The organism is Pseudomonas sp., from assembly GCF_002796985.1.
Classification (GTDB): domain Bacteria; phylum Pseudomonadota; class Gammaproteobacteria; order Pseudomonadales; family Pseudomonadaceae; genus Pseudomonas.
In genome coordinates, this window is sequence record NZ_PEKX01000004.1 from 232,231 (window position 1) to 257,921 (window position 25,691).

Annotated in this window: 20 protein-coding genes; 11 read left to right on the plus strand and 9 right to left on the minus strand. The window is 65.9% G+C overall.

Features of this window, described 5'->3' with window-relative positions:
• Positions 1–29: 29 nt before the first annotated feature.
• Both CTR55_RS03970 and CTR55_RS03975 read left to right on the plus strand, forming a co-directional pair.
• Complete coding sequence (locus CTR55_RS03970; protein ID WP_296284251.1) at positions 30–1,046, plus strand: SLAC1 anion channel family protein; 1,017 nt, start codon at positions 30–32, stop codon at positions 1,044–1,046.
• 87 nt (positions 1,047–1,133) lie between these two features.
• Positions 1,134–1,475 carry an FKBP-type peptidyl-prolyl cis-trans isomerase gene (locus CTR55_RS03975; RefSeq protein ID WP_138215642.1) on the plus strand — a complete coding sequence of 114 codons (342 nt, stop codon included), beginning with the start codon at positions 1,134–1,136 and terminating at the stop codon, positions 1,473–1,475.
• 15 nt (positions 1,476–1,490) lie between these two features.
• On the opposite strand, the gene CTR55_RS03980 is transcribed toward CTR55_RS03975, so the two are convergent.
• Positions 1,491–3,467 carry a DEAD/DEAH box helicase gene (locus CTR55_RS03980; protein ID WP_296284252.1) on the minus strand — a complete coding sequence of 659 codons (1,977 nt, stop codon included), beginning with the start codon at positions 3,465–3,467 and terminating at the stop codon, positions 1,491–1,493.
• Positions 3,468–3,633: 166 nt separating this feature from the next.
• Here CTR55_RS03980 and CTR55_RS03985 point away from each other — a divergent pair, with 166 nt between their 5' ends.
• A complete protein-coding gene (locus CTR55_RS03985) occupies positions 3,634–4,401 on the plus strand; it encodes an ATP-binding cassette domain-containing protein (RefSeq protein WP_296284253.1) in 768 nt (255 codons plus the stop codon).
• A 264-nt stretch (positions 4,402–4,665) separates the two neighbouring features.
• On the opposite strand, the gene fhuF is transcribed toward CTR55_RS03985, so the two are convergent.
• The 3 genes from fhuF to CTR55_RS04000 all read right to left on the minus strand — a co-directional run bounded on the left by fhuF (position 4,666) and on the right by CTR55_RS04000 (position 7,885).
• Complete coding sequence (gene fhuF, locus CTR55_RS03990; protein WP_296284254.1) at positions 4,666–5,421, minus strand: siderophore-iron reductase FhuF; 756 nt, start codon at positions 5,419–5,421, stop codon at positions 4,666–4,668.
• 31 nt (positions 5,422–5,452) lie between these two features.
• Positions 5,453–6,439 (minus strand): GNAT family N-acetyltransferase, encoded by a 987-nt coding sequence (locus CTR55_RS03995; protein ID WP_296284255.1) that lies wholly within the window; start codon positions 6,437–6,439, stop codon positions 5,453–5,455.
• Positions 6,440–6,550: 111 nt separating this feature from the next.
• Positions 6,551–7,885, minus strand: a complete 1,335-nt coding sequence (locus CTR55_RS04000; protein WP_296284256.1) for a SidA/IucD/PvdA family monooxygenase — start codon at positions 7,883–7,885, stop codon at positions 6,551–6,553.
• A gap of 744 nt (positions 7,886–8,629) precedes the next feature.
• Here CTR55_RS04000 and CTR55_RS04005 point away from each other — a divergent pair.
• The 5 genes from CTR55_RS04005 to fhuB all read left to right on the plus strand — a co-directional run bounded on the left by CTR55_RS04005 (position 8,630) and on the right by fhuB (position 17,292).
• Positions 8,630–9,658: a FecR family protein gene (locus tag CTR55_RS04005; RefSeq protein WP_296284257.1), complete on the plus strand. Its 1,029-nt coding sequence runs from the start codon at positions 8,630–8,632 to the stop codon at positions 9,656–9,658.
• 336 nt (positions 9,659–9,994) lie between these two features.
• Complete coding sequence (locus tag CTR55_RS04010; protein ID WP_296284258.1) at positions 9,995–11,674, plus strand: cyclic peptide export ABC transporter; 1,680 nt, start codon at positions 9,995–9,997, stop codon at positions 11,672–11,674.
• Between the two features lie 170 nt (positions 11,675–11,844).
• Positions 11,845–14,241: a TonB-dependent siderophore receptor gene (locus CTR55_RS04015; RefSeq protein ID WP_296284259.1), complete on the plus strand. Its 2,397-nt coding sequence runs from the start codon at positions 11,845–11,847 to the stop codon at positions 14,239–14,241.
• A gap of 143 nt (positions 14,242–14,384) precedes the next feature.
• On the plus strand, positions 14,385–15,290 hold the full coding sequence (locus tag CTR55_RS04020; RefSeq protein WP_296284260.1) for an ABC transporter substrate-binding protein: 906 nt from the start codon (positions 14,385–14,387) through the stop codon (positions 15,288–15,290).
• Positions 15,283–17,292, plus strand: coding sequence for a Fe(3+)-hydroxamate ABC transporter permease FhuB (gene fhuB / locus CTR55_RS04025; RefSeq protein WP_296284261.1), 2,010 nt, complete (start codon positions 15,283–15,285; stop codon positions 17,290–17,292). Before CTR55_RS04020 ends, fhuB begins: the two co-directional genes overlap by 8 nt.
• 264 nt (positions 17,293–17,556) lie before the next feature.
• On the opposite strand, the gene catA is transcribed toward fhuB, so the two are convergent.
• Together catA and hpaC are read right to left on the minus strand one after the other, a co-directional pair.
• On the minus strand, positions 17,557–18,489 hold the full coding sequence (gene catA, locus CTR55_RS04030; RefSeq protein ID WP_296284262.1) for a catechol 1,2-dioxygenase: 933 nt from the start codon (positions 18,487–18,489) through the stop codon (positions 17,557–17,559).
• A 40-nt stretch (positions 18,490–18,529) separates the two neighbouring features.
• A complete protein-coding gene (gene hpaC / locus CTR55_RS04035) occupies positions 18,530–19,051 on the minus strand; it encodes a 4-hydroxyphenylacetate 3-monooxygenase, reductase component (RefSeq protein ID WP_296284263.1) in 522 nt (173 codons plus the stop codon).
• A gap of 280 nt (positions 19,052–19,331) precedes the next feature.
• Between hpaC and CTR55_RS04040 the strand changes: the two genes are divergently transcribed.
• Entirely contained in the window at positions 19,332–19,958 is a 627-nt protein-coding gene (locus CTR55_RS04040) for a response regulator (RefSeq protein WP_296284264.1), read from the plus strand.
• A 37-nt stretch (positions 19,959–19,995) separates the two neighbouring features.
• On the opposite strand, the gene CTR55_RS04045 is transcribed toward CTR55_RS04040, so the two are convergent.
• Together CTR55_RS04045 and CTR55_RS04050 are read right to left on the minus strand one after the other, a co-directional pair.
• Positions 19,996–20,985 (minus strand): asparaginase, encoded by a 990-nt coding sequence (locus CTR55_RS04045; protein ID WP_296284265.1) that lies wholly within the window; start codon positions 20,983–20,985, stop codon positions 19,996–19,998.
• A gap of 105 nt (positions 20,986–21,090) precedes the next feature.
• Entirely contained in the window at positions 21,091–22,533 is a 1,443-nt protein-coding gene (locus CTR55_RS04050; protein ID WP_296284266.1) for an alanine/glycine:cation symporter family protein, read from the minus strand.
• Between the two features lie 168 nt (positions 22,534–22,701).
• Between CTR55_RS04050 and CTR55_RS04055 the strand changes: the two genes are divergently transcribed.
• Positions 22,702–23,520, plus strand: coding sequence for a helix-turn-helix transcriptional regulator (locus CTR55_RS04055; protein ID WP_296284267.1), 819 nt, complete (start codon positions 22,702–22,704; stop codon positions 23,518–23,520).
• 230 nt (positions 23,521–23,750) lie between these two features.
• Here the strand turns inward: CTR55_RS04055 and CTR55_RS04060 are convergent, their stop codons facing one another.
• Positions 23,751–24,635, minus strand: a complete 885-nt coding sequence (locus CTR55_RS04060; RefSeq protein ID WP_296284268.1) for a DMT family transporter — start codon at positions 24,633–24,635, stop codon at positions 23,751–23,753.
• A gap of 380 nt (positions 24,636–25,015) precedes the next feature.
• On the opposite strand from CTR55_RS04060, the gene CTR55_RS04065 reads away from it, so the two are divergent.
• A complete protein-coding gene (locus tag CTR55_RS04065; protein WP_296284269.1) occupies positions 25,016–25,369 on the plus strand; it encodes a DUF1428 domain-containing protein in 354 nt (117 codons plus the stop codon).
• Positions 25,370–25,691 lie beyond the last annotated feature (322 nt).

Here is a 25,691-nt window from a genome sequence, read left to right on the forward strand (position 1 = left end):
CTCGGCGTACCGATGGGGAATATTCACGCATGACAGACAACATCGACACCGCCGCAGCCTTTGGCGCACCCAAGGCGACCGCCCAGGAAGGCCGACTCGGCTATCTGCCGGTCGCCCTGTTCGGCTCGGTCATGGGGTTGGCGGGGTTGTCCTCCGCCTGGAAGCTGGCCACGCTGGTCTATGGTGCGCCGCATTGGGTGTCCCAGGCCATCGGTCTGCTGGCGCTGCTGGCTTTCGTTGCCGTCGGCATCGCCTATGCGATCAAGGCCGTCACCGGGCCGCAGGCGGTGAAGGCCGAATTCCTCCATCCCATCGCCGGCAACCTGTTCGGTACGCTGTTCATCAGCCTGTTGCTGCTCCCCATTCCCCTGGTCGATTACAGCCTGCTGCTGGCGCGCGCAGCCTGGCTGATCGGTACGGCGGGCATGCTGCCCTTCGCCTGGCTGATCATTTCCCGCTGGCTCAGCCAACGCCAGCAGGCCGCCCATGCCACGCCGGCCTGGATAGTCCCGGTGGTGGGGCTGGCGGACATCCCGCTGGCGGTGCCGCTGCTGCAATGGCCAGGTGCCGCTGACCTTGCCTTCTTTTCCCTCGCGGTGGCGCTGTTCTTCGCCGTGCCGCTGTTCACCCTGATCCTGTCGCGGCTGCTGTTCGAGGAGCCCATCGGCGTTGGCTTGCAGCCTTCCCTGCTGATTCTCCTGGCGCCCTTCGCCGTAGGCTTTTCGGCCTACGTCAGCATCGTCGGCGAGATCGACCGCTTCGCCAGCGCGCTGTACATGCTCAGCCTGTTCATGCTCGCGGTGCTCGCCGGGCGCCTGCGCCACCTGGCGCGCAACTGCCCGTTTCGCCTGGCCTGGTGGTCGGTCGGTTTCCCGCTGGCTGCGGCAGCCGGTTGCGCGCTGCGCTACGCCGGCCATGCGCCGGGGCCATTCACCGATGGTGTGGCGCTGTTCCTGCTGGCCGCCGCGACGGTCGTCATCCTCGGCATGGGCCTGCGCACGCTGATCGGCGTGGCGACGGGCCAGTTGCGCAACCTCGCCACCTGAGTCACGCGGCTTGCCATTGGCGACGAATCCTGCGAAAACGCACGCCCTCGCGGCGCTCGTGCCGCAGCCGCCTCACCGGAGAACGCCATGAGCAGCGAACTGCAGATCGAAGATATCGTCGTCGGCGACGGCAAGGCCGTGGTCAAGGGCGCCCTGATCACCACCCAGTACAAGGGCACGCTGGAAGACGGCACTGTCTTCGACTCGTCCTGGGACAAGGGCCGCCCGTTCCAGTGCGTGATCGGTACCGGCCGCGTCATCAAGGGCTGGGATATCGGCCTGATGGGCATGCAGGTCGGCGGCAAACGCAAGCTCTTCGTGCCCGCGCACCTGGCCTACGGTGAGCGCCAGGTCGGCGCGCACATCCAGCCCAACTCTAACCTGCTGTTCGAGATCGAGTTGCTGGAAGTCCTTACCCGCGACGACTGATCCCTCTGTTCAGGTTCAGGCCGGCACGGTTTCCACGCTGCGCCGCAGCGCCAGGATCGCCGTCGGCCCCTGGGCCTTGCGGGTGAACCAGAACACCCGGCTCACGCCACGGGTGATCGCCACGTAGGCCAGGCGCAACTGCTCGTCGTGCTGGGCCTGGTCGTAACTGCTGGTGAAGAAGCCGCAAGCCGCGTACAGCGCGCTGCGCAGCGGGTGTTTCTCCGGCGGCGCGCAGTCGTCGACGATGATCGCCACTTCCGCCTGCAGACCCTTGGCGCGATGGATGGTCATGCCCTTCACCGGCAGTTTGCGGTCCAGCTCGCCGAGGATCGTCTGCAGGGTTTCATTGCGCCGGCTGAGCAGCAGCACGGCGGTCTTCTCCCGCGAGCCGCGCGCGGCAACGTGCTCGCATTGCTTGCGGATCTCTTCAAGCAGGAGCGGCAGGCTGTTGCGTGCATCGAAGCGCTGCACCAGCTTCACCCCGTGGTCGCCCGCCTCTGCCGTCTTGAACGCGCGACAGGTCTTGGCCTGTTTGTTGGCCACGCCTGCCAGCACCCGCTCGCCATCGCGGATCACCGGGTCGATGCTCCGGTAGTTGGTTTCCAGCAGCAGCACGCGGCTCTTGCGCCGGCCCTTGCTGGGAAAATGCCGGTCGAAGTCCATGAACAGCTCCGGCGAGCTGCCGCGCCAGGCGTAGATGGACTGCCAGTCATCCCCGATGGCCATCAGGCTGACCGCTTCGCCGCGCTTGGCGAGGTCGCGGTGCAGCGCCTGCAGCCATTGCACGATCTGCGGCGAGACGTCCTGGAACTCGTCGATCAGCAGGTGCTGGAACGGTGCCAGGGCCTCGGCCGGCAGCTTGCCGTCGCCGAGTTGGTCGGTCAGGCGCTGGAAGGCCAGGTTGAAGGTCAGCAGGCCCTGCTCCTGCAAGGCAGCGTCGAAGGCCGCCCAGAACAGTTGCAGCGCCTCGATGAACTGGCGCTCGCGTGGCGGGCAAGCGAGCCTCGATGGCTGCAACTGGTCAATGCGCAGGCCGATGCTCTCGATGAAGCCGGACTGGGCGTAGAAGGCCTCGAACAGCGGCAGCGCGGTGAATTCGCCGGCCAGTTTGAAGGCATCCAGCGGCGCCTTGCCGATGCGTGGCGGCTTGCCGTCTTCGCCGGCTTCCGGCGGTGGCGGCAGTTCCAGCAACTGGTGCACCAGAACGCGGAACGCCGGCTGGTCGGCGTAGCACTGCTGGTAGACCTGCTTGAGCAGGCGCTGCTGCGCCGGGCGCAGGCGGCCGGCGAGCAAGGGGTTGTCCAGCTCGCTGGCGGGGTCGCGATCGTCCAGTTGCTCGAACCAGCGCGGGTTCTTCAGCGCGACTTTCGCCAGGGTGCCCATGGCCGAGTGGAAGGTGCGCACGCACTGCCGCGCCTGCGCCGCATCGAGCGGATGGCCCCAGTAGCCGAGCACTTTCACCAACTGCTCGCGCAGCTGTGCGCAGGAGGCGTTGGTGAAGGAAATCACCGTCACCTTCTCGGCATCTATCCCTAAGTGGCAGAGCAGGTAGACCACACGCAAAACCAGCGTGGTGGACTTGCCGGAACCGGCGCCAGCGAAGATGCGGGTCAGCGGCTCGGGCGCGAGGATCATCGCCCACTGCTCGTCCGACGGCAGGCTGACTATGCCGTGGGCGGCGGCCTGGGCCACGCGCTGGCGCATATCGAGGGCGTGCTGCTCATCCGGCGCGCTGGCGGTGCCGTAGATGCCAGCAGCGGCCGGAGTGCGCGGGCGCTTGGGCGCCAGCGCGGCGCCGTCCTTTTTGGCCTTGGCGCCGCGCTTGGCCGGCGCCTTGGTTTCGTTCCTCGCCTTGCCCTTCGCCTTGCCGCGCGAGCCGGCCTTGGGCTGCGCCGCTTCGCGCTCGGCGCGCAGGTATTCGGTGGTACGGGGGAAATAACGCGCAAGGGCTTCGGCAACCAGCCGCTTGTAGCGTTCGACAGCAGACTCCATGGGCCCTACCAGATCATGTACGACGTTGAATCATAAGCGGTTTGCGACAGTGACAGGCAATCCATCCGGCGGTTCCGCAACAGCCTTGAAAATTGATAACCATTAGCAATTGGATTAGAGTCGGGCTCCCGCTTTTCCCGGCCACGCCGCCCCTACGGATGACCCCATGTTCGAACTGGAAAATGTCAGTTTCAGCGTCCCCGGTCGCACCCTCCTGCAACCGCTGAGCCTGCAACTGGCCGACGGCAACATGATCGGCCTGATCGGCCACAACGGTTCGGGCAAGTCCACCCTGCTCAAGCTGCTGGCTCGCCAGCAACAGGCCAGCGGCGGCAGCATCCGCCTGGACGGCAAGCCGCTGCAGGACTGGGGTCATCGCGATTTCGCGCGCCAGGTGGCGTACCTGCCGCAGCAACTGCCGCAAACCGACGGCCTGACCGTGCGTGAACTGGTCGCCTTCGGCCGCTATCCGTGGCACGGCGCGCTGGGCCGGGTCACCGGCGAGGACCGCCAGCAGATCGACCGCGCGCTGGACCTCACCGACACCCTCGCCTTCGCCGACCGCCCGGTGGACCTGCTCTCCGGCGGCGAACGCCAGCGCGTCTGGCTGGCGATGCTGCTGGCGCAGAACAGCCGCTACCTGCTGCTGGACGAGCCGACCTCGGCGCTGGACATCGCCCACCAGGTGGAAGTGCTCTCCCGCGTCCACGAACTCAGCCGCGAGCTGGGCCTGGGCGTGCTGGTGGTGCTGCACGACATCAACATGGCGGCGCGCTATTGCGACCACCTGATCGCTCTGCACGGCGGTCGCCTGCTGGCCCAGGGAACCCCTGCCGAGCTGATGCGCGGGGAGACGCTGGAGAATATCTACGGAATTCCCATGGGCGTGCTGAACAACCCGGTGGACGGGTCGCCGATCAGTTACCTACGCTGAGCCCCGCTCCAACAGGAACACGACGTGCCGTGCGGGTTCGCGAGCAAGCTCGCTCCTACCAGTGGCCCCGCAGCGGAGTGCTTGTGCTCTTCGTAGGAGCGAGCTTGCTCGCGAATCGCACTCTGCCGCCCTGCTCGGCGAGCCCTTGCGCAGGATGGCGTGGAGCGTAGCGATACCCATCGATCGATTCCCACGTACCGACAGCATGGGTATCGCAAGCTCCACCCATCCTACGTTCATGCTCCGCCTTGACGCTGGTGGGCGTTAGAGATCGCTCGGCTCCGGCGGCGGCTCATCGATCAAGGGGCAGTTGTCGCAATGGCCGATGGTGCCCAGCCGGTAGCGAATGCAGCAGGTCCGCCGCTGCCGCCATAGTCCGTCCGGCCGCTGCTCGCACGAAACCTCGACATACTGGATCGGCTTGAACAGCGGGTTGCGCGTACCGTCCGGGCGGCGTTCGCTCTCCAGCAATTCGCGGCCGTGGCCGAGCAGCGGGGCCAGCGGCGGCAGCCTGGCCATCTCGCCAATGAACCACTCGAAGTAGTTGCCGGCGTTGCTCCAGAGCACCTTGGGCGACAGGCGCGCCTCGGCAGCCAAGGCCTGGATGAAGGGTTGCAGGTGGCCTTCCAGCAGATGGGCGAAGCGCTGGAACGGATCGCCCGGCGGCGCGGCGAAAGGCTCGCCCTCCCCCGGCAGCTTGAATGCCTCGGGAATGTCCTGGGCATCCAGCACCACTTCCACCTCATCGAACGCCAGCGGCAGCGTGCGGCCGAGCACCAGCGCGGCAGCCACCACCGGTGGAATGAGGCGCACCAGGTACCACTTGGACCACTGCGAAGCCAGCGCGCGTCGGTCGCCATCAGCGTGCGGCGGGTCGAAGCGGCGTAGCACGCTGTCGAGCATCTCCCGTTCCAGCAAGACGCGCGCCGGGATCGAAGGACGGGGGTCGTCGCGGGTCACCAGCACTTCGCGGTAGCTGGCGAACTCGCCGAAATACAAAGGTGCGAGGGCTGCGATCACCGACAGCCCTCAGCCATTTCGGGAAGCGCTGTCAGCACAGGCCGCAGCGCTCGAAGAAGGTTTCCCGGCTCTGCACCATCAGCGCGGCGCGCTTGTGCGGGAAGTTGAATTCCTTTTCGCGCCAGAAGCCCAGGCGCTGCATGTGGCCGATCATCCTGGCGTTGTCGGCGCGCGGCTCGGCGACGATGCGCTGGGTGCGCGGGTCGTCCAGCAGCAGGTAGTGGACCAGGGCGGTCATCCAGCTTTCCACCTTGTGCGGGCCGCGATGGCTTTCCTCGCCCACCAGCATGTGAATACCACGGTCGTAATCACCCACTTCGTAGAACGGCGCGATGCGGTCTTCCTTGGCCCAGTAGGCTTCGTAGTAGGCGAAGGGCTCGTCGTCGATGCAGCCGATCAGGGTGGTGGTGTGCGGGTCGGCGGCGGCTTTTTCCAGGTAGGCGCGGTGCTGTTCCAGGGTGCCGCCTTCCTGCCAGAACTCCAGCACGCGCGGGCTGTTCTGCCAGCGGCTGAAGCGCTCCAGGTCCAGTTCGATGTCCAGGGTGCGCAGGGAAATCCACTGACCCAGCTTCACGTCGAAGCGGCGATAGACCTCGCCCTGCGGCTTGGGCGCACGCAGCGGGTGACGGCGACCACCGCTCATGCGATAGACCTGCGGGTAGTTGGCGCTGGCCAAACCCTTGTGCCAGGCGGCTCCCAGCTGCCAGAAAGCAGCACGCTCGATCTGCAGGCGCCCGCCGACTTCATCGAGGCTCACCAGCCCTTGCTCGAATACTTCGACCGGAACGTTGGCGGCGGCGAACTGCATGCGCTCGCTCTGCGCATCGCCAGCGAAGGTCCAGTAGGCCAGCGCCCACAGCGCTTCCAGGGTTGCAACGGAAGTCAGCTGCCAGCACTCGCCTTCGCGTTGCGCACTCAGCAGCGGCTGGCCGTCGAGCAGCAGGGTCAGGCCTTGGGTGCCGTGGTCGGCGGAGAGCTTGCGGCCATCGGGCAACGGCAGCGAATTGAGTTGGGACATGGAGGGCAACCTTTCGTGAATGCAACGACCCCGCTCGTATGACGAGCAGGGTCGGCAGAAATTTAGGCGGCCCGGCAGCGGGCTTTGATAACCGCGGCCGGGCCCTGCGGATCAGGCGCTTTCCGCGGTCAGCGGGCGTGTCGGCTTGTGCGCGGCTTCGTGCAGCGGCAGGTGCTCGAACATCGACGCGGCGATTTCCTGCGCGCGCATCGGCAGCACCGACAGCAGCGTGTCGCTCAGGCCGTGGCTGTCCTGGGTGAAGCCCTGCAGGTAGATGCCGGCATGCAGACGCTCATCCGCCCGTACGCGGTAGTCGCGGCCCACTTCGAAGTCGCCCAGGTAGTCCTGCAGCGGTGCGAGCAGTTCGCGATGGGATTTGCGCTCGTAGCCGGTGGCGAGGATCACCGCGTCGTAGCGGTGGGTTTCCACCGCGCCAGTGGCGCTGTCGCGCAGGGTCAGCTCGATGCCATCGGCGTCGGCCTTGGCGACTTCCACGTTGCGCCGGCAGAGGAAGGCGTGACGATCCACGCCGGCCACTTTCTGGCGGTAGAAGATGCCGTAGATGCGCTCGATCAGGTCGAGGTCGACCACCGAGTAATTGGTGTTGTGGAACTCCTGGATCAGCTTCTCGCGTTCGGCCTTGGGCTCGTTGAACACCAGGTCGGTGTAGCGCGGGGCGAAGATCTCGTTGACGAACGGGCTGTCGTCGGCCGGCTTGAGCACTGCCGCACGCAGGACCATATCGACCTGCACCGAGGGGAAGCTGTCGTTCAGGTCGATGAAGGCCTCGGCCGCGCTCTGGCCTCCGCCGATCACCGCGATGCGCATCGGCTCGTTCTGGTTGCAGCGCTGCTTGGCGATGCACTCCAGGTAGCGGGCATGGTGGAACACTCGCGGGTCGTCACGCAGGTGGCTGAAGGCCGACGGGAAGCGCGGCGTGCCGCCGGTGCTGACTACCACGCTGCGCGCCAGGCGGAAGCGTTCGTGACCACGGGCGTCGGTGGAGAGCACCTTGACCAGCTCGATGCCGTCCGGGCCCTGCACCGGCTCGACGCGGCTGACGGTCTCGCCGCACACGCGCTGCTCGGCAAACTGCTCGCTGACCCAGCGCAGGTAGTCGTTGTACTCCATGCGGCACGGGTAGAAGGTGCCCAGGTTGGTGAAGTCGATCAGCCGGCCCATGGCGTGCAGGTAGTTGACGAAGCTGTAGGGGCTGGTGGGGTTGCGCAGGGTCGCCAGGTCCTTGAGGAAGGAAATCTGCAGCTCGCTCTGCGCCACCAGGGTGTTGCCGTGCCAGCGGTAGTCGGCCTGCTTGTCGAGGAACAGTGCGTGGTAGTGGCGGCCCTCGCGTCGCGCCTGCTCCTGCAGGGCGATCGCCAGCGCCAGGTTGGAGGGGCCGAAACCGATGCCGAGCACGTCGTAGGTCGGGGTGATCATCTGGGTCATGGTGCCAATGTCCTGTATCGCGATGGCCGTGGGGCATAACGACGCGGGTGGCGGCGGCTTACTGCACTGCCCTGCCAGGAGTGCCCCGCCGATTGGCGGCCGGCACTCGTTCCTGCGTGTTGCCCATGATTTGCGCTGTCGATAGCGCGTTATCTGGAGAGACGAGACAGGCTTGGGGAAATTTAGAATGATTCTCACTAAGCCATGAAAATTTCAGAATGACAGGTGGAATCAGCGCTTGAAATCAGCGTGTGGGCCGCGTGGGACTAAATCCCGGCGCGAACCGTACGTCTGTGCAGATAAGCAGTTGGCTTGTGCCGTGCGGTTCGCGAGCAGGCTCGCTCCTACGCAGAGCACTCCGAGCGTCCTTGTAGGAGCGAGCTTGCTCGCGAACCCGCCCAGCGCCGGCCTTGCCGGCGAATTGCGAGGCTGGCCTTCTGCCCTGGCCGCCCCAGCCTTCAGGCGCAGCCGGCAAAGCTTCATCGCCTTGACGATGGGCTTCTCCACCCTGTCGCGGGAGGTGCCCAGGGTGTCGGCGATCTCGCCAAGGCTGCGATTGAGCTACCGGCCCCGCTCCTTGTCACAACGGAGGAACGCGCTTTCCACCTCGTCGGCATCCTATGAAAAACAGTCGCGGCGGTAGGCGCCTGCTGACAGTCGGAGTCAGGCTTATTTATAATCACTCGCATCAACGCGAAAAAGAAAGTGTGAGATCGGCCGCAAATGGCCTTACCGAGATCCCTGATGACCAGCTCCCCCACCCCGTTCGACGATGACCGCATCAGCGCCGAAGCTGCGCACTGGTGCGCGCGTCTGCACGACGAAGCGTGCAGCGATGCCGAGCGCGCCGAGTTCGCGCAATGGCTCGCCCTCGATGCGCGGCACGAGGTCGAATACCAGGCGATGCTGGAGATCTGGCAGCTCTCGGAACGGCTGCCACCGACGCCACAAATGACCCCGGCACCGATAGCACCGACGCCATTGAGCGACCGTCGCCCCCGCAGCAGCGTTCGCCGCCCGCGCAGTGGCAAGCGCATCGCCGCCGTGGCCGCTGGCGTGCTGGTGGCCATCGGCGCGCTGTGGTCAGCGGGCTGGTCCGCCGGCTGGCTTCCCTCGAAGGTTGGCTACTACGCCGCGCAGCCTGGCGCGCGCAAGGTTCAGTTGGCCGACGGTTCGAAGGTCGAGCTCAACAGCAATTCGCAACTGGTTTTCGCCGACTTCCGTGACCGTCGCAGTGCCTGGCTGAAAAGCGGCGGCGAGGCGTATTTCCAGGTGGCACACGACACCCTGCAACCCTTCTCGGTCTACACCGACAACGGCAGCGTGCGGGTCACCGGTACGCGCTTCAACGTCTGGACCGACCCGCAGCAGATGCTGGTCACGCTGCTCGAAGGTTCGGTAGTGGTCAGCCCGCCGGGCAGCGTCGACGGCAACAGCGCCCAGCTCACGCCGGGCATGCAGGCGCGCTACAACCGGGACAGCCAGCGCATCGAACTGGCCCAGGTCGCGCCCGCCGGCGCCATCGCCTGGATCGACGGCAAGCTGGTGATCGATGACCTGACGCTGCAGTCCGCGATCCCGCTGATCAACCGCTACCTCAAGCAGCCGGTGTTCGCAGGCGACGCCACCGTCGCCGCCATGCGCATCGGCGGCATCTACCGCACCGACGACCTGCAGGCACTGGTGGATTCACTGCCCAAGGTCCTGCCGCTGGAACTGCGCAAGGACAACCAGGGGCGCACCGTACTCGCCAGCCGGTACGCGCAGCTCTAGGGCGCGCGGGGCATCCGGAAACTGGCGTGCCGTGCGGGTTCGCGAGCAAGCTCGCTCCTACAGCCTCACCCTGACCTCGGAATGCTCTTCGTAGGAGCGAGCTTGCTCGCGAATTCCGACGCGGCGGAATTTGCGGTCACCGGCAAGCACCGCTCGCCAGCGCGTGTCAGCTAGCGCTTTCTTATTTGCGACAAATTCGCAAATTCTCTTCAGTTTTCTTCCGCCTCGTTCGTCTTGATAGGAACGATTCGGATTTGCCGATGATTTCCTGATTCGCGCGCCGTCTCGTCCCGTTTTACGGCTTGCCCCCTGGCAGGCCGGGTCCAGGAAAAGACGATGCCAACACCCGCGCCAAGCGCCTTTCGCGAGATGCTCAAACTGCTGCGGCCGCACTGGCTGCCGCTGACCGCCGCCACCCTGCTGGGAATTCTCGGCGGCTCTGCCATCACTGCGCTGCTCGCCACCATCAACTTCGGATTGCATTCTGATGGCGGCCTGCCCGCCGGCCTGCTGCTGGGTTTTGCCGGGCTGTGCGTGCTGGCGCTGCTGGGCTCGATCATTTCCGACATGGGCACCAACTACGTCGGCCAGCACGTGATCGCGCGGCTGCGCAAGGACCTGGGCAGCAAGATCATCTCCGCGCCCATCGAGCAGATCGAACGCTACCGCAGCCACCGGCTGATCCCGGTACTGACCCACGACATCGACACCATCAGCGACTTCGCCTTCGCCTTCGCGCCGCTGGCGGTCGCGCTGACCACCACACTCGGCTGCCTGGGGTACCTGGCCTGGCTGTCGCCGCCGATGTTCCTCACCACCGCCATCGCCATCGTCGTCGGCAGCGCCGTGCAGTACATCGCGCGGGCCAAGGGCATCAAGGGCTTCTTCGAGGCTCGGGACAAGGAAGACGAGCTGCAGAAGCACTACCGCGCCATCGCCGAGGGCGCCAAGGAGCTGCGCATCAGCCGCCCGCGCCGCTTCCAGCACTACAGCGAACGCCTGCAGGGCACCGCCGACGAGATCTGCGACATCCAGCTGCGCTCGATCAACCTGTTCAACGTCGCCAAGGGCTTCGGCTCGACGCTGTTCTTCATCGTCATCGGCGTGGCGCTGGCCTACCAGTCGCTGTGGCCGAGCACTGACCAGGCCACCCTGTCCGGTTTCATCCTGGTGCTGCTGTACATGAAAGGCCCGCTGGAAGGCCTGATCGGCCAACTGCCGGTGGTAACCCGCGCCCAGGTCGCGTTCCGCCGGATTGCCGAGCTGTCGGTGCGCTTTTCCTCGCCGGAACCGAATCTGCTGCTGGCCGATGACGGTCGCCAGCCGCTGGACTTCCAGTCCATCGAATTGCGCGACCTGGCCTACCACTACCCCACCGACGACGGCTCCCGTGGCTTCGGCGTCGGCCCGCTGAACCTGAAGGTCAGCCGAGGCGAAATCCTTTTCATCGCCGGCGAGAACGGCTGTGGCAAGACGACGATGATCAAGCTGCTGCTCGGCCTCTATGCCCCGCGCGATGGCGAGTTGCTGCTCAACGGCGAGCCGGTGACCGACGCCGGCCGCGACGATTACCGCCAGCTGTTCACCACCATCTTCGCTGACTACTTCCTCTTCGAGGACCTGCTCAAGGGCAGCCAGGACATCCCGGCCGAAGCCGGCCGCTACCTGGAGCGCCTGGAGATCGCCCACAAGGTCAGCCTGCAGGGCCAGGAGTTCTCCACCACGGACCTTTCTACCGGCCAGCGCAAGCGCCTGGCGCTGGTGCAGGCCTGGCTGGAGAAACGCCCGGTGCTGGTGTTCGACGAATGGGCGGCGGACCAGGACCCGGAATTCCGCCGGATCTTCTACACCGAGCTGCTGCCCGAGCTGCGCGCCCAGGGCAAGACGCTGATCGTGATCTCCCACGACGACCGCTATTTCGACGTCGCCGACCGCCTGCTGCGCATGCGCGCCGGGCAGATCGTGGAAATCGAAGACCACCGCACCACAGCGGGTTCCGGCATAGCCATGCATTGACGGCCCCGCGGCCTGGATGGCCGCTCTTGCAGCAGGCCGTCACTCAGCAACAGAAAAGATCGAACGAATTCTTCCGGTTTTTCCCGACCGGCGCGTCACACAAAGCTGAATCATTCTTATTAGAAACTGCATTACAAGATCATGCCTTCAAGGTAATAGGAGCTAACAAAGTGAGTCGCACCCGTACTGCGCTGCAATCCCCGCACAAGGTGAAGCCTCTGGCGCGCCTGGTCCGCGCCACCGCCCTGGGGATGGTCCTGGCGGCTTCCGCCGTCGAGGCCGCCCCGGTCCGCATCGACATCCCGGCCCAGTCCCTGGCCTCCGCGCTCACCAGCCTGGGTGCGCAGTCGAACCTGCAGATCGTCTTCAACCAGAGCCAGGTGCAGAAGTTGCGCACCCCCGGCGTACGCGGCGAAATGGAGCCCACCCAGGCGCTGGAACGCCTGCTGCAGGGCACCGGCATCCAGTACCAGGTCGAAGGCAGCCGCGTGACCCTGCTGGGCGCCGACTCCGCCAGCGGCGACACCCTGAACCTGTCCGCGCAGGTCATCACCGGCGCCATCGAAGGCGAAGACAGCTACGTGCCGCGCACCTCCAACAGCGGCAGCAAGACCGACACCCCGCTGCTGGAAATCCCCCAGTCGATCTCGGTGGTCACCCGCAAGCAGATGGACGCCCAGGGCGCCCAGACCGTGACCGAAGCCCTGCGCTACGTGCCCGGCGTCAAGGTGGAAGCCTATGGCCTGGACCCGAAAGGCTTCGACTGGATGTACATTCGCGGCTTCAACGCCCAGGCCACCAGCGACTACCTCAACGGCCTGCGCCAGCAGAACAACAGCTACGCCTTCTTTCGCAGCGAGCCCTACGCCTTCGAGCGCATCGATGTGGTCCGTGGCCCGTCTTCCAGCCTGTTCGGCATGGGTGACGCCGGCGGCATCGTCAACCGTGTGAGCAAGAAGCCCACCGCCAACCACATCAACGAAGTCGAACTGACCGGCGGCAACCACGACCGCAAACAGGGCCAGTTCGACCTCGGCGGCGCGCTGGACGAGCAGAACCAGTTCCTCTACCGCGTCGTGGGCCTGGCGCGCGACGCCAATACCCAGGCCGAGTATGACGACGGCCATGAGGTCGAGGACGACCGCTACTACATCGCCCCGTCCTTCACCTGGGCGCCGGACGAAGACACCAGCCTGACCGTGCTCACCGACTTCCTGCGCGACCGCAACTCCGGCTCGATCTTCGACTACAGCGTCAACGGCCACCCCACCGGCACCCTGCTGGGCGACCACAACTACAACCACTTCGACCAGGACCAGTACACCCTGGGCTACGAGTTCCGCCATCGCTTCAACGACACCTGGGAATTCCGCCAGAACGCGCGCTACGGCCAGGTCGACCTGATCTTCAACAACCTGCTGCCGCAACTGCAGGTGGGCCGGAACATCATCCGCACTGCGGACCGCTTCGACCAGCACATGGACACCTTCAACCTGGACAACCAGTTGCAGGCCAACTTCGACACCGGCTCCGTCAAGCACACCCTGCTGATGGGCACGGACTACAGCTGGCAGGACGCCAATATCGCCCGCTGGCGCACCCTCGGCCCGTCGCTGAACCTGGATAACCCGGTGTATGGCCAGAGCGTGCCGCGCCCGACCAAGGGCACCACCCTCCCCGGCCAGGCCATCGACTACGACCAGAACATCGAGCAGATCGGCGCCTACCTGCAGGATCAGGTCAAATTCGACGACCACTGGATCCTCACCGCCGGCGGCCGCTACGACTACGTGCGTAATGACCTGGACAACCACGTCGGCGCCCACAGCATGCAGAAGGACAACGCCTTCACCGGCCGCGTCGGCCTGACCTACCTGACCGACTTCGGCCTGGCGCCCTATGTCAGTTACTCCGAGTCCTTCGTGCCCAACACCGGCATCAGCTCCGACGGCAGCGCCTTCAAGGCCAGCGAAGCCCACCAGTACGAAGCCGGCGTGAAGTTCCAGCCGGACGAAACCCTGCTGATCACCCTGGCCGCCTACGAGCTGACCAAGGAAAACATCCTCACCAACCAGTTGAATGCCAACGGCGTGCCCACCGGCTTCAGCGAGCCCACCGGCGAGCAGCGTTCGCGCGGCATCGAGGCCGAGCTGAAAGCCAAGCTGGACCAGAACTGGGACCTGCTGGCGTCGTACACCTACACCAAGGCCAAGATCACCCAGAGCAACGACGCCAACGAGGGCAACCGCCCAGCCAACGTGCCCGAGCACATGGCCAACGGCTGGCTGAATTACACCTTCCACGAAGGCGCGGTCGACGGCCTCTCCATCGGCGGCGGCGTGCGCTACACCGGCTCGCTGTACGGCAACAACGCCAACACCTACCACGTCGACAACTACACCCTGTTCGACGCCGGCGTGAGCTACCCGCTGAACAAGAACGTGACCCTCTCGGTGAACGCCCAGAACCTGCTGGACGAGGAATATGCCGCGACCTGCGACAGCCCGATCTCCTGCTACCCGGGCCTGCGCCGCACCGTCATGACCAGCGTGAAGTACAGCTGGTAAGGCACAGGCGGAGACGGCCCGCGCCGGCTTCGCCTGTACTTTCCGGGCTCCCTGTTCGCAGGGGGCCTTTTGTTGTTTCTAGAGCAGGTTGCTTCAAGACCCTGTTGTTTCAGAAGCCTGTCGTTCCACGCGAGGAGTAGTGCATGTCCCTCACCCGTCGCCACCTGTTGCAGGGGTTCGCCCTTGGCGGGCTGGCCTGCGCTTCCGGCCTGCCGGTATTCGCTGGCGAGCGCCTGACGCGCATCGTCGCGCTCAACTGGGTGGCCGCCGAGACGCTGCTGACCCTGGGCGTGCCGCCCCTGGCGATCTCCGACGACCACTACTACCGCGTACGCATGCCCACTCAGCCGCTGCCCGAAAGCGTGCGCGACGTGGGGCCGTACTGGGAACCGAACCTCGAACTGATCCAGCAGCTGCAACCGCAACTGATCCTCAGCGACCCGATGACGCCGACGCTGGAGCGCCGTCTCAACGGCATCGCTCCCACCGAGCGCGTGGCCATCTACCCGGCCGTCAACGGCGCCTGGCGCGCCACCACCGAGTTCATGAGCGACCTGGCGCGGCGTCTCGGCGTCGAGCAGGTTGCCGCTGATTACATCGCCGCCGGTGAACGACGCCTGGCGGAACTGCGCGCCAAGCTGGCGAGCCGACCGCAGCCGCCAGTGTGCGTCGCCGTGCTCAACCAGGACGGTCGCCACGCCGCCGTCTATGGCAAGAACAGCATGGTGCAGGACGTGCTCGACCGCCTCGGCATCGAGAATGCCTGGCAAGGGCCCGTCGGCCCGGTGGGGCTGGCCATGGTCAGCATCGAGCGGCTGGCGGAGCGCCCGGACGCGCACCTGGTCTACGTCGACATTCCCACCACGTCCGCACGCCTGCAAAGCCTGCGGCAGCCCAACGACCTCTGGGCCAACCTGCCCGCCGTGCGCCAGGGCCACACCCTGACGCTGCAGCGCTTCTACCCCTACGCCGGTGCCGCTTCGGTGCTCGACCTCGCCGAACGCATCGCGGCCTACCTGGACAGCGCCACGGAGCTCGCCCATGCCTGAATCGACTCTCGGCCTCACCGCGCCGCGTAGCCGCCTGCCGCTGGGCCCGGCGATCTGCACGCTGCTGCTGGCGATCCTCGCCGCACTGCTGGTATTTCACGGCCTGCAGGGCGCCCTGCCCCGCGACCTGTGGTGGCAGGCGCTGTGGTCGCCGGACCTGGACGACGTGCGTCAGGTGCTGCTGCACTTCAGCTTCTTCCCGCGCCTGGCGGTGAGCCTGATGGCCGGCGCCGCGCTGGCCCTGGCTGGCACACTGTTCCAGCAGATCCTGCGCAATCCGCTGGCGGAGCCGGTGACCCTCGGCGTCTCCGCCGGTGCCAACCTCGCCCTGTCGGCTGCCACCATCTTCGCCCCGACCCTGCTGGTACATGGCCTTGAAGCCGTCACCCTGACCGGCGCGGCGCTGGCGGCCTGCCTGCTGTTCGCCTTCGCCTGGGGTCGCACGCTGTCGCCGCTGCGCTTCATCCTTGCGGGCATGGTCATCAGCCTTTACTGCGTGTCGCTCAACGCGCTGCTGGTGCTGTTCAACCACGACTACCTCATCGACCTGCTGCTCTGGCAGGCCGGCTCGCTGAACCAGAGCGGCTGGGACGGCGCGCTCTATCTCGCGCCGCGCCTGGCGGTGGCGATGGTCATCGCTCTGCTGATGGTGCGCCCGCTGGCGGCGCTGGGGCTGGAGGAAGAAGGCGCAGCCGCGGTGGGTGTGAACCTGCTGCGCACCCGTGTAATGGGCCTGGCCGTCGCCGTGGCGCTGAGCGCGTTCGTCACCAGCGCCGTGGGCATGCTGGCTTTCGTCGGTCTGGCCGCTCCGGCGATTGCCCGCCTGTGCGGGGCGCGCACGCTCAAGCAACGGTTGATCTGGGCGCCGTTGCTGGGTGCCGCACTGCTTTGCGTGGTGGACCAGATCGCCCGCGAGTTGTCGCGCTTCGCCGGGGAAATCCCCGCCGGCATCCTCACCGGCATCTTCAGCGTGCCGCTGCTGCTGTGGCTGCTCAGCCGCCAGCGCAGCGGCGGCATCGTCCCGCGCCCGGCACCGGCCAAGCCGCAGCGGGAGCATCCTTGGCGGCTGATCTTCGGGATGACGGCTGTGCTGGCCCTGCTGACGCTGCCCGCCATCTACTTCGCGGTGGACGCCAATGGCTGGCACTGGGGCGACGCCGGGCTGAGCGACGCCATCCTGCAATGGCGCCTGCCGCGCGTGCTTGGCTCGTTGGCCGCCGGCGCCATGCTTGCCGTGGCCGGCCTGCTGGTGCAGCGCCTGACCGGCAACCCCATGGCGAGCCCGGAAGTGCTCGGCGCCACCTCCGGTTCGGCGATTGCCGTGCTAGTGCTGTTCCTGGTGATGCCGCAGCCGCAGGCCTACATGGTCCCGGCAGCCAGCATCGGCGCACTGCTTACCCTCGGCCTGCTGCTGTGGTTCGCCTGGCGCAAGACCTTCAATGCCGAGCGCCTGCTGCTCACCGGCGTGTGCCTGACCACGCTGTTGCACTCGCTGAGCACGCTGCTGCTGGCCAGCGGCGACCCGCGCATGACCGCGATGATGAGCTGGATGACCGGCTCGACCTATCAGGTGGATGTGATCTCGGCGAGTACCGGGCTGGTGGTCGGTGCGCTGATGATTGGCGTCAGCCTGCTGCTGGCTCGCCCGCTGGACCTGCTGACGCTGGGCAATGGCACGGCGAGCGCGCTCGGGCTGCGGCTGCGTGCCAGCCACCTGGCGATCCTGCTGACCGCCGCGGTGCTCACCGCCACGGCGACCATCATCGTCGGCCCGCTGAGCTTCGTCGGCCTGATCGGCCCGCACATCGCCCGCCACCTCGGCGTGCGCCGCGCCGCGCCGCAGTTGCTGCTGAGCGCAGTGGCCGGGGCGCTGATCATGGTCGTGGCGGACTGGCTGGGGCGCAACATCGCCTATCCCTGGCCGGTGTCGGCGGGATTGCTGGCGGCGTTCATCGGCTGCCCGTACTTCCTCTGGCTGATGCATCGGGAGCGGCGGGGGTGAGCCTGTGCCTGCGATTGCGCGGACGTTGTCCACGGATCGCGGGCATTGGTTCCGCGCCCTACCGGTCCTGCCGGTGAGCGCGGGACTTATTTTGTGGGAACTGGCCACATCTGCGACCGCCCGAGCGCCGAGCCTTTTCGGACGCAGTTCGCGACGCGTTCTTCGTAGGAGCGAGCTTGCTCGCGAACCGAGTTTCCCCGCCGCTCCAGCGCAGGGAGGGTTCGCGAGCAAGCTCGCTCCTACAGGGTCTGCATCGCGTGGGAATCAGGCTTCCTGCAACGCGCGGGGTCGGTTGCTGCGGTCTTCTGCGTCGGTAGAAACGGCCTGCTGCAGCTGGAAGTCGAACTCGATCTCGGCGAAGCGCCCTTCCACACCGCGGGCATCAGCGGCCGCCGCGTCCTCGACGAAACGCACCTCGCCGATCAGCCCGTCGCGGGTCGCGTAGGCGAAGTCGTCCCACAGGTACTGGTCGCCCGCGAGGTTGATCTGCGTGGTCAGGTGGCGATGCCCCGGCGCGGAGATGAAGAAGTGGATGTGCGCCGGGCGCTGGCCGTGGCGACCGAGCTGGTTCAGCAGCTCCTGGGTCGGGCCGTCCGGCGGGCAGCCGTAGCCGCTGGGCAGGATGCTGCGGGCTTTGTAACGGCCTTCCGCGTCGGTAACGATGCGCCGGCGCAGGTTGAACTCGGATTGGGTGCTGTCGAAGTAGGAGTAGGTCCCGTTGGTGTTCGCGTGCCAGAGATCGACCACGGCGCCGGCCAGCGGCTTGCCCTGCGGGTCGAACACGCGGCCGGAGAGGAACATTACGGTGCCCGCATCCTTGCCATCGTCCATCCGCGCTTCGCCTTCGGACAGCGGTGCGCCGGCCACGTACAGCGGGCCTTCGATGGTACGCGGGGTGCCGCCGCCGATGCCGGCGGCTTCATCCTGGGCATCCAGCAGCAGGTCGAGGTAGTGCTCGACGCCGAGGCCAGCGACGACCAAGCCGGCTTCCTGGCGGGAGCCGAGACGGTTGAGGTAGTCCACCGCTTTCCAGAACTCGTCGGGGGTGACGTTCATGTCTTCGATGAGCTTGGCAGTGTCCTGCAGGATACGCAGGACGAGGTTCTTCACGCGCGGGTTGCCCGCATCGTTCAGGGCGCCGCTGGCTTCTTCGAAGAACTTCTGGATGTCGGCAGTCTGGGAAATCTTCAGGGTCACGATGCTTACCTCGTTCTTGTTGTTCTGGGGCGACAGAGACTCAGCTCGCGCAGCGCACGGCCTCACGGTCGACGCGGTGGAACACGCGGTTGAAGTACACCAGGCTGTCCTGGCTCTCGCGCACGGCAACCTTTTCCAGTTCAACGAACATCACGGTGTGGGAGCCGACTTCCTTGCAGTCACTGATGCGCCCCTCCAGGCTCACCAGCGCCTGGCGCAGCACCGGCAGGCCGGCGTAGCCGTCGTCCCAGAGGTCCCAGGCGAAGCGTTCTTCCATGGACACCTTGGTCATCCCGGCAAAATGCTTGGCCAGGTCTTCCTGCTCGCCGCACAGCACGTTGACGCACAGGTGGCCGTTGCTGCGGAACACGTCATGGGTGGCGCTGCCACGATTGACGCAGACCAGCACGGTGGGCGGCGAGTCGGTGACCGAGCAGACCGCGCTGGCGGTGATGCCGCAGCGGCCTTCCGGGCCGTTGGTGGTGATGATGTTCACCGCCGCCGGCAGTTGCGCCATGGCGTTGCGGAAGTCGATCTGGGTCTGGCTGAGGGTGTTGGCCATTTCTTCGCTCCTATGTTCTGGAGTGCATGTGCTGAGGTGGCCGGCACGCCCGGCCTTTCTTGTATGGGGCCAGCGTAGGGCAGCTCGCAGAGGCGTTATATTCAGACGATCACCACGCCAGAGGGTGATGGCCGCTAGTCATGTAGGTGGTTTCTTTATCGTCAGCATCAGCGAGTATGGGTATGCTCCGGGCCATGCCATTGCGGCGACCGGGGGAACGCCCGGCGTACGCGGCCTACGTGCAGCTCTACAACGATAAAAAAAGAAAGTGGCAAGCCTGATGGAAGCTCGAAAACCCGTGGTCTACATCGTCGACGACGATAAGGACCTGCGCACCTCCCTCGCCTGGCTGCTCGAATCGGTCAGCATCGAATCGCTGTGTTTCGGCGGCGCCGAGGAGTTCCTGCGCGAATACGACCCCAAGCTCCCCGCCTGCCTGGTGCTCGACGTGCGCATGCCCGAGACCAGCGGCTTCCAGCTGCAGGAGATGCTCAACGGCAAGGGCATCAACCTGCCGACCATCTTCGTCACCGCCCACGGCGATATCCCGATGTCGGTGAAGGCGATGAAGAACGGCGCGCTGGATTTCGTCGAGAAGCCCTACAACCCGCAGCAGATGCTCGATCGCATCCAGGCGGCGCTGAAAAGCGCGGTGCAGGTGCACGCGGGCCAGGAGCAGAAGCAGAACCTGCAGCACAAGCTCGACCTGCTTACCGGGCGGGAACGGGAAGTCCTGATGATGGTGGTGGACGGCAAGGCCAGCAAGATCATCGCCCGCGAGCTGAACATCAGCGTCAAGACGGTCGATGTGCACCGCACCAAGATCAAGGAAAAGATGGGCGTGAGCAGCATCGCCATGCTGGTGCGCGAAGTGCTCAACGTGCCGGTGGAAGAGTCGCGCCCCTGAGCGGGGCGCGTTCCTTTTCGGTCAATCAATCTGTCGGTCAGTCGACGCGCTCGCCGCACAGGTCGAGGGCGAACAGGCGCTCCACGTCCGCAGCCGGCAGGCCGCAACCGAGCAGGCTGAACAGCTTGCCCAGCGCCGCTTCGCGGGTCATGCCGCCACCGGACACCAGCCCGGCGTCGCGCAGGCGGCTGCCGGCGGCGTAGACATCGAAAGCCACATGCCCTTGCGGGCACTGGCTGATTGCCGCCAGCACCACGCCGCGAGCGCGGGCCTCGCGCAGCGCGGCCAGCAGGTCTTCGTTGTCCGAAGGGCCCGTGCCACTGCCAAAGCATTCCAGCAGCAGCGCCTGAACGCCGCTACCCAGCAGCGCGCGCAGGTGCTCGGCGCGCAGGCCGGGGAACAGCGGCAGCACCGCGAGGTTCACCGGCTGGCGCGGCTGGCGGTAACCCAGCTCGGCGGGCAGCGATTCCGCGCGCTCGCCATTACGCTCGCGCGGTAGCACGGCGAAAGCATCGAAAGCGTCGCTGCGCAGCTTGGTAACGCGGGCGCCATGCATCAGCCCGCCATTGAAATACAGCCAGACGCCCGGCTCGACGCCGGCTTCCAGCGCCTTCAGTGCACCCAGCAGGTTGCCCGGCGCATCGCTGCCCGGCGCGCCCATGGGCTGCATGGAGCCGGTCAGCACCACGGGAACGTCCAGGCCCAGCAGCAGGAACGACAGCGCGGCGGCGCTGTAGGCCAGGGTGTCGGTGCCGTGCAGCACCAGAACGCCGTCATGACCGCCCTGCTCCACCGCATTGACGATGGCGTCGCGCATGGCCAGCCAGTTGGCCTGGGTCATGTTGGCGCTGTCGAGCAGCGGCGCCAGTTCGGCGAAGGCCCAGTCGAGGCGAATCTCGCCGTGGCCCTGCAGTTGTTCGCGCATGCGCGCTTCGAATCCGCCAGCCGGCGCCAGGCCTTCGGCGGTCTGCAGCATGCCGATGGTGCCGCCGGTATAGAGGACGAAGAGGTTCTTCACGCGACGCATGCCAGTGCTCTTGTAGGAAAGTTCACAGGATAAACCGCGAGGCCGGGAGAAGTCCCGGCCTCGCGTGTCAGACCTTGGTCCGAGGTGGACTAGGTCAGAGGTGGATCAGCCCTGAGCCGGCAGGCTGCCGTGGGCCGGCGCGGTGGCATTGATCTTGTGGGCGTCACGCCAGGCATCGTGGTCGATGTCCAGGTCGGCGAACTTGGCGGCGTCGAACACCGGGCGCTCGATGCCGGCAGCACGCTGCTCGTCGTAGTCGCGCATCACGCGCAGGCCGGTCTTGATCAGCATCGCCAGGGCGACCAGGTTGACGAAGGCCAGGCAGGTCATGGTGATGTCAGCGAAGGCGAACACGGTGCCCAGGTTCTGCATCGAGCCCCAGAGGATCAGGCCCAGCACCAGCACACGGAAGGCGATCAGCGCGGAACGGCTGCGGCCGACGATGAACTGCAGGGCGTTCTCGCCGAGGTAGTAGTTGTAGGTGATGCAGGTGAACACGAACAGCGACAGCGCGACGCTGACGAAGATGCGGCCCCAGTCACCGACCACGGCGGCCAGCGAGTTCTGCGTCAGGGTGATGCCGTCGCCTTCGAAGCCGGGGGTGTAGAAGCCCGAGAGCAGGATCAGCAGCGCGGTGCAGGTGCAGATGACGAAGGTATCGAGGAACACGCTGAACGCCTGGACCACGCCCTGCGACGCCGGGTGACGCACGGCAGCGACGGCGGCCACGTTCGGCGCACTGCCCAGGCCGGCTTCGTTGGCGAACACGCCACGTTTCACGCCCATCACGATGGCCGCGCCCAGCAGGCCGGCGAAGGCCGGTTCCAGGCCGAAGGCGCTCTTGACGATGGTGGTCAGCATGCCCGGTACCAGTTCGATCTGGGTGACGATCACGTACAGGGTCACGGCGATGTAGGCCAGGGTCTTGACCGGCACCAGCAGGTCGGAGACCGAGGCAATGCGCTGGATGCCGCCGAAGAACACGATGGCCAGCAGCACGGCCAGGGCGATGCCCGAGTACAGCACCGGGATGTCGAAGGCGTTCTGCAGCGAGTGGGTCACGGTGAAGGCTTGCAGGCCGTTGAAGGCGAAACCGTAGGTGACCAGCAGCAGGACCGCGAAGGTCATGGCCATCCAGCGCAGCTTCAGGCCGTGCTGGATGTAGTAGGCCGGGCCGCCACGGTACAGGCCGTTGCCGTCACTGCGCTTGTAGACCTGGGCCAGGGTGCACTCGAAGAAGCTGCTGGACATGCCCACCAGCGCGGTGACCCACATCCAGAACACGGCGCCAGGGCCGCCCAGGGTCACGGCGATGCCGACACCGGCGATGTTACCGGCGCCCACGCGACCGGCCAGCGACAGCATCAGGGCCTGGAACGAACTCAGCTGGCCAGCCTGGCCGCGGATCGACTCCTTGAACACGCCGAACATGTGGCCGAAGTGGCGGAACTGGACGAAACGGGAACGGATGGTGAAATAGGTACCGAGTCCGACGATAAGGACGATGAGGACTTTTCCGGAGAGGAAATCGTTGATCGCGTCGAGCATGTGCTGGGGCCTCGATTGTTATTGTGGGAGCACGGACCGGGGGCTGGCCCGCTCACTGGGGGCGCATGGTTGCTCCCGAAGCGTCCCGAAACAATTTCGCGGCTTGCTACGAATTGATGCGACCTGACGCTATACTGGCGCCAGTCGCATCACTTGGACCTGGCACGAATGTCCGAAAATCTCGGCCCCAACCTCAAGCTGCTTTGCGCCCACTACCGCTCTATCTCGGAGGTCTGTCGCAAGCTGGCAATCAACCGCGCGCAGTTCAACAAGTACCTTGGCGGGCAGAGCCAGCCGACGGCGTACAACCTGAAGCGCATCGGCGACTTCTTCGGCGTCGAGGATTACGAGCTGCAACTGCCGCCGGAGCAGTTCGCCCGCCTGATCGGTGCGCGCGGCACTTCGCCGACCAACGTACAGCGCGACGACCCGCTGCTGGAGATGCTCCGCCCGCTGCGCGACCACGCGGGCAACCTGTCGCGCTACTGCGGCTACTACTTCGAGTATTCCAACTGCATGTCGGTGCCCGGCTCGATCCTGCTCTCGCTGGTGCACCTGTACGAGCAGGACGGCAACTTCCTCTTCGAGCGCCAGGAACGCCAGGAGCGCTCCAGCAGCACCGATGTGCAGGCCGAGGACTGGGTGCGCTGCCGCTACCTGGGCGCGGCCTTCCAGTTGCAGGACCGGGTGTTCCTGATGGACTACGAGTCGCTCACCGTCAACGAGATGAGCCAGACCATCCTCATCCCCAGCTTCAAGAGCCGCATCACCCGCCTGAACGGCCTGAAGACCGGCGTCTCCAGCGGCGACCGCCGCACCCCGGCGTGCACCCGCGTGGTCTGGGAATACCTGGGCCCGGAGATCAACCGGATCAACGCCTACCGCCAGGTGAAGCTGTACCAGCCGGACGATCCGCGCATCGATGACGACGTGCGCCAGCGCCTGCAGGTCGGGCCGATCCGCCATGGGCTGTTCGAAATCGAATAACGCCGGCTTTTCGTAGGAGATTCGATGCCTACCCCAGCGCCGGTCTCGCCGACGGGCCTCCAACGTAGGATGTGGTGGAGTGCAGCGCTACCCATGCTGTCGGTGCCCGGAATCGATGGGTATCGCTTCGCTCCACGCCATCCTGCGACGTGTTTCTCCTGACATTTCCGTGAAAGGCGACACCCTTCAATCAAACGCCGCAAACGCCTCCAGCTCGTGTAGTGCGCAGGCTACTTCCTCCGGCTCTGCAACCACGCCGCCGCCAGCCCGCTGCCGCAGATCACCGCGATACCCAGCAGCGCCGACGGCTCCGGCGTATGGCCGAAGATCACCAAACCCAGCAGCCCGGCGAAGACGATCTGGCAGTAGCTGAACGGCGCCAGCAGCGCCGGCGCGGCATGCTTGAAGGCCTGGGTGAGGAACAGGTGTGCGGTCATCCCGCAGGTGCCCAGGGCCAGCATCATCAGCCCGTGGACCAACCCCGGCCATTGCCAGAAGAACGGCACCAGCGCGCTGACGATCAGGGTGTTGCACAACCCGGCGAAGAAGTTGCTGGTGGTCGGGCTGTCCACCTGGCTGAGATTGCGCGTCAGCAACTGATAGAAGCTGAAGCACAGCGCCGAGCCGAACGGCAGCAACACCGCCGGGGTGAACAGGTCACCGCCGGGGTGGACGATGATCAGCACCCCGACGAACCCCACCAGCACCGCCGCCCACTGGCCGCCGCTGACGCGCTCCCCCAGCAGTGGCACCGACAGTGCAGTCACCAGCAACGGCGCCAGGAAGTTCACCGAAGTCGCCTCGGCCAGCGGGATGTACTGCAGGCCCGTGGTGAACAGGAAGCTGGTCCCCAGCAAACACAATGCCCGCGCCGTCTGCAGGAACGGGTGGCGAGTACGCAGCACGGCCAGGCCGGCGCGCGGCAGGAAGATGCCCGCCATCAGCAGCGTGTGCACCACATAGCGGGCCCACACCACCATGACGATGGGATAGATGCTCGCCAGGTACTTGGACAGCGCGTCATGGCTGGAGAACAGGAAGGTCGCCAGGACGATGAGCAGGATGCCCTTGAAGGGCTGGTGGACGCCGGACAACGGCGATTGGCTGGTACTCATCGGCTTACGGGATCACTAGGCAGAAAGGTTCGCGCACGAAGCTCGACAGCCTAGCAAGTTGCGCCGGAGAAAGAATCCACCGCACGGCCACGCCTGGACCTCGCGGGTCCGCTGCAAGGCCGCGCGCTGAAATCCCCCACAAAAATGTTCCATCCCGTTAATTCCCATTCGAACAGCCTGCACTTGCGCCTCCGGCGAATTGCGGTAGCTCAAGCGGGTGTACCGCCATGACCCCGCGGCTGCCTCGATTCAGGAATATCCCGCCACACCGACCACCCGTCGCCTCACCGCTCCTCTCAGTCGATCTGCCCCTCCCCCCTTCGACTATTCCTCAAAGGCAGGCGGCATCCGGCCGTTCGCCCAATCGCAGGAGATGAACGATGAACTATGTCGATGGCTTCCTCGTACCGGTCCCCACGGCCAAGCGCGAGCGCTACATCGAGGTCGCCCGCAAGGCGGCGGCGATGTTCAGGGAATATGGCGCGCTCGGCGTCGTCGAGTGCTGGGGCAACGACGTGCCCGAGGGCAAGGTCACCTCCTTCCCCATGGCGGTGAAGCTCAAGGAAGACGAGACCGTGGTGTTCTCCTGGATCACCTGGCCCAGCAAAGAGGCGCGGGACGTGGGCATGAAGAAGTTCATGGAGGACCCACGGATGAAGAGCGAGTTCAGCGACATGCCCTTTGACGGGCAGCGCATGATCTTCGGCGGCTTCGAGACAATCGTCCAGGCCTGACGCCGCTCTGCTTTTCGCAGGACCGAGGGGGACGCCTAGTCCTTGCTCGCGAACCGCCTGACTTCCTGGTCGCCGGCCAGCGGGGTTCGCGAGCAAGCTCGCTCCTACAGAATCCTGCAATTCCTCCGCAACAAATCCCTCACGAATGCGCATTTCCGTATCACGTCAGCAATTTTCAAGCACAGGGCGACGACCGGACGGCGTCGTACCTGAACGCTTCAGATAATCCACATTTCCTCTGTTTTCTACACATTTCGCCGACTTAACTCTCTTATTAGTGACTTTTACAGCCTGCGCGACACCCAGGAAACCCGCCAAAGCG

Bases quoted from the DNA above. Each gene is read 5' to 3' on its own strand.
- CTR55_RS03970 (WP_296284251.1), top strand. From the start codon at position 30: ATGACAGACAACATCGACACCGCCGCAGCCTTTGGCGCACCCAAGGCG.
- CTR55_RS03975 (WP_138215642.1), top strand. From the start codon at position 1,134: ATGAGCAGCGAACTGCAGATCGAAGATATCGTCGTCGGCGACGGCAAG.
- CTR55_RS03980 (WP_296284252.1), bottom strand. From the start codon at position 3,467: ATGGAGTCTGCTGTCGAACGCTACAAGCGGCTGGTTGCCGAAGCCCTT.
- CTR55_RS03985 (WP_296284253.1), top strand. From the start codon at position 3,634: ATGTTCGAACTGGAAAATGTCAGTTTCAGCGTCCCCGGTCGCACCCTC.
- CTR55_RS03995 (WP_296284255.1), bottom strand. From the start codon at position 6,439: ATGTCCCAACTCAATTCGCTGCCGTTGCCCGATGGCCGCAAGCTCTCC.
- CTR55_RS04000 (WP_296284256.1), bottom strand. From the start codon at position 7,885: ATGACCCAGATGATCACCCCGACCTACGACGTGCTCGGCATCGGTTTC.
- CTR55_RS04005 (WP_296284257.1), top strand. From the start codon at position 8,630: ATGACCAGCTCCCCCACCCCGTTCGACGATGACCGCATCAGCGCCGAA.
- CTR55_RS04010 (WP_296284258.1), top strand. From the start codon at position 9,995: ATGCCAACACCCGCGCCAAGCGCCTTTCGCGAGATGCTCAAACTGCTG.
- CTR55_RS04020 (WP_296284260.1), top strand. From the start codon at position 14,385: ATGTCCCTCACCCGTCGCCACCTGTTGCAGGGGTTCGCCCTTGGCGGG.
- fhuB (WP_296284261.1), top strand. From the start codon at position 15,283: ATGCCTGAATCGACTCTCGGCCTCACCGCGCCGCGTAGCCGCCTGCCG.
- hpaC (WP_296284263.1), bottom strand. From the start codon at position 19,051: ATGGCCAACACCCTCAGCCAGACCCAGATCGACTTCCGCAACGCCATG.
- CTR55_RS04040 (WP_296284264.1), top strand. From the start codon at position 19,332: ATGGAAGCTCGAAAACCCGTGGTCTACATCGTCGACGACGATAAGGAC.
- CTR55_RS04045 (WP_296284265.1), bottom strand. From the start codon at position 20,985: ATGCGTCGCGTGAAGAACCTCTTCGTCCTCTATACCGGCGGCACCATC.
- CTR55_RS04050 (WP_296284266.1), bottom strand. From the start codon at position 22,533: ATGCTCGACGCGATCAACGATTTCCTCTCCGGAAAAGTCCTCATCGTC.
- CTR55_RS04055 (WP_296284267.1), top strand. From the start codon at position 22,702: ATGTCCGAAAATCTCGGCCCCAACCTCAAGCTGCTTTGCGCCCACTAC.
- CTR55_RS04060 (WP_296284268.1), bottom strand. From the start codon at position 24,635: ATGAGTACCAGCCAATCGCCGTTGTCCGGCGTCCACCAGCCCTTCAAG.
- CTR55_RS04065 (WP_296284269.1), top strand. From the start codon at position 25,016: ATGAACTATGTCGATGGCTTCCTCGTACCGGTCCCCACGGCCAAGCGC.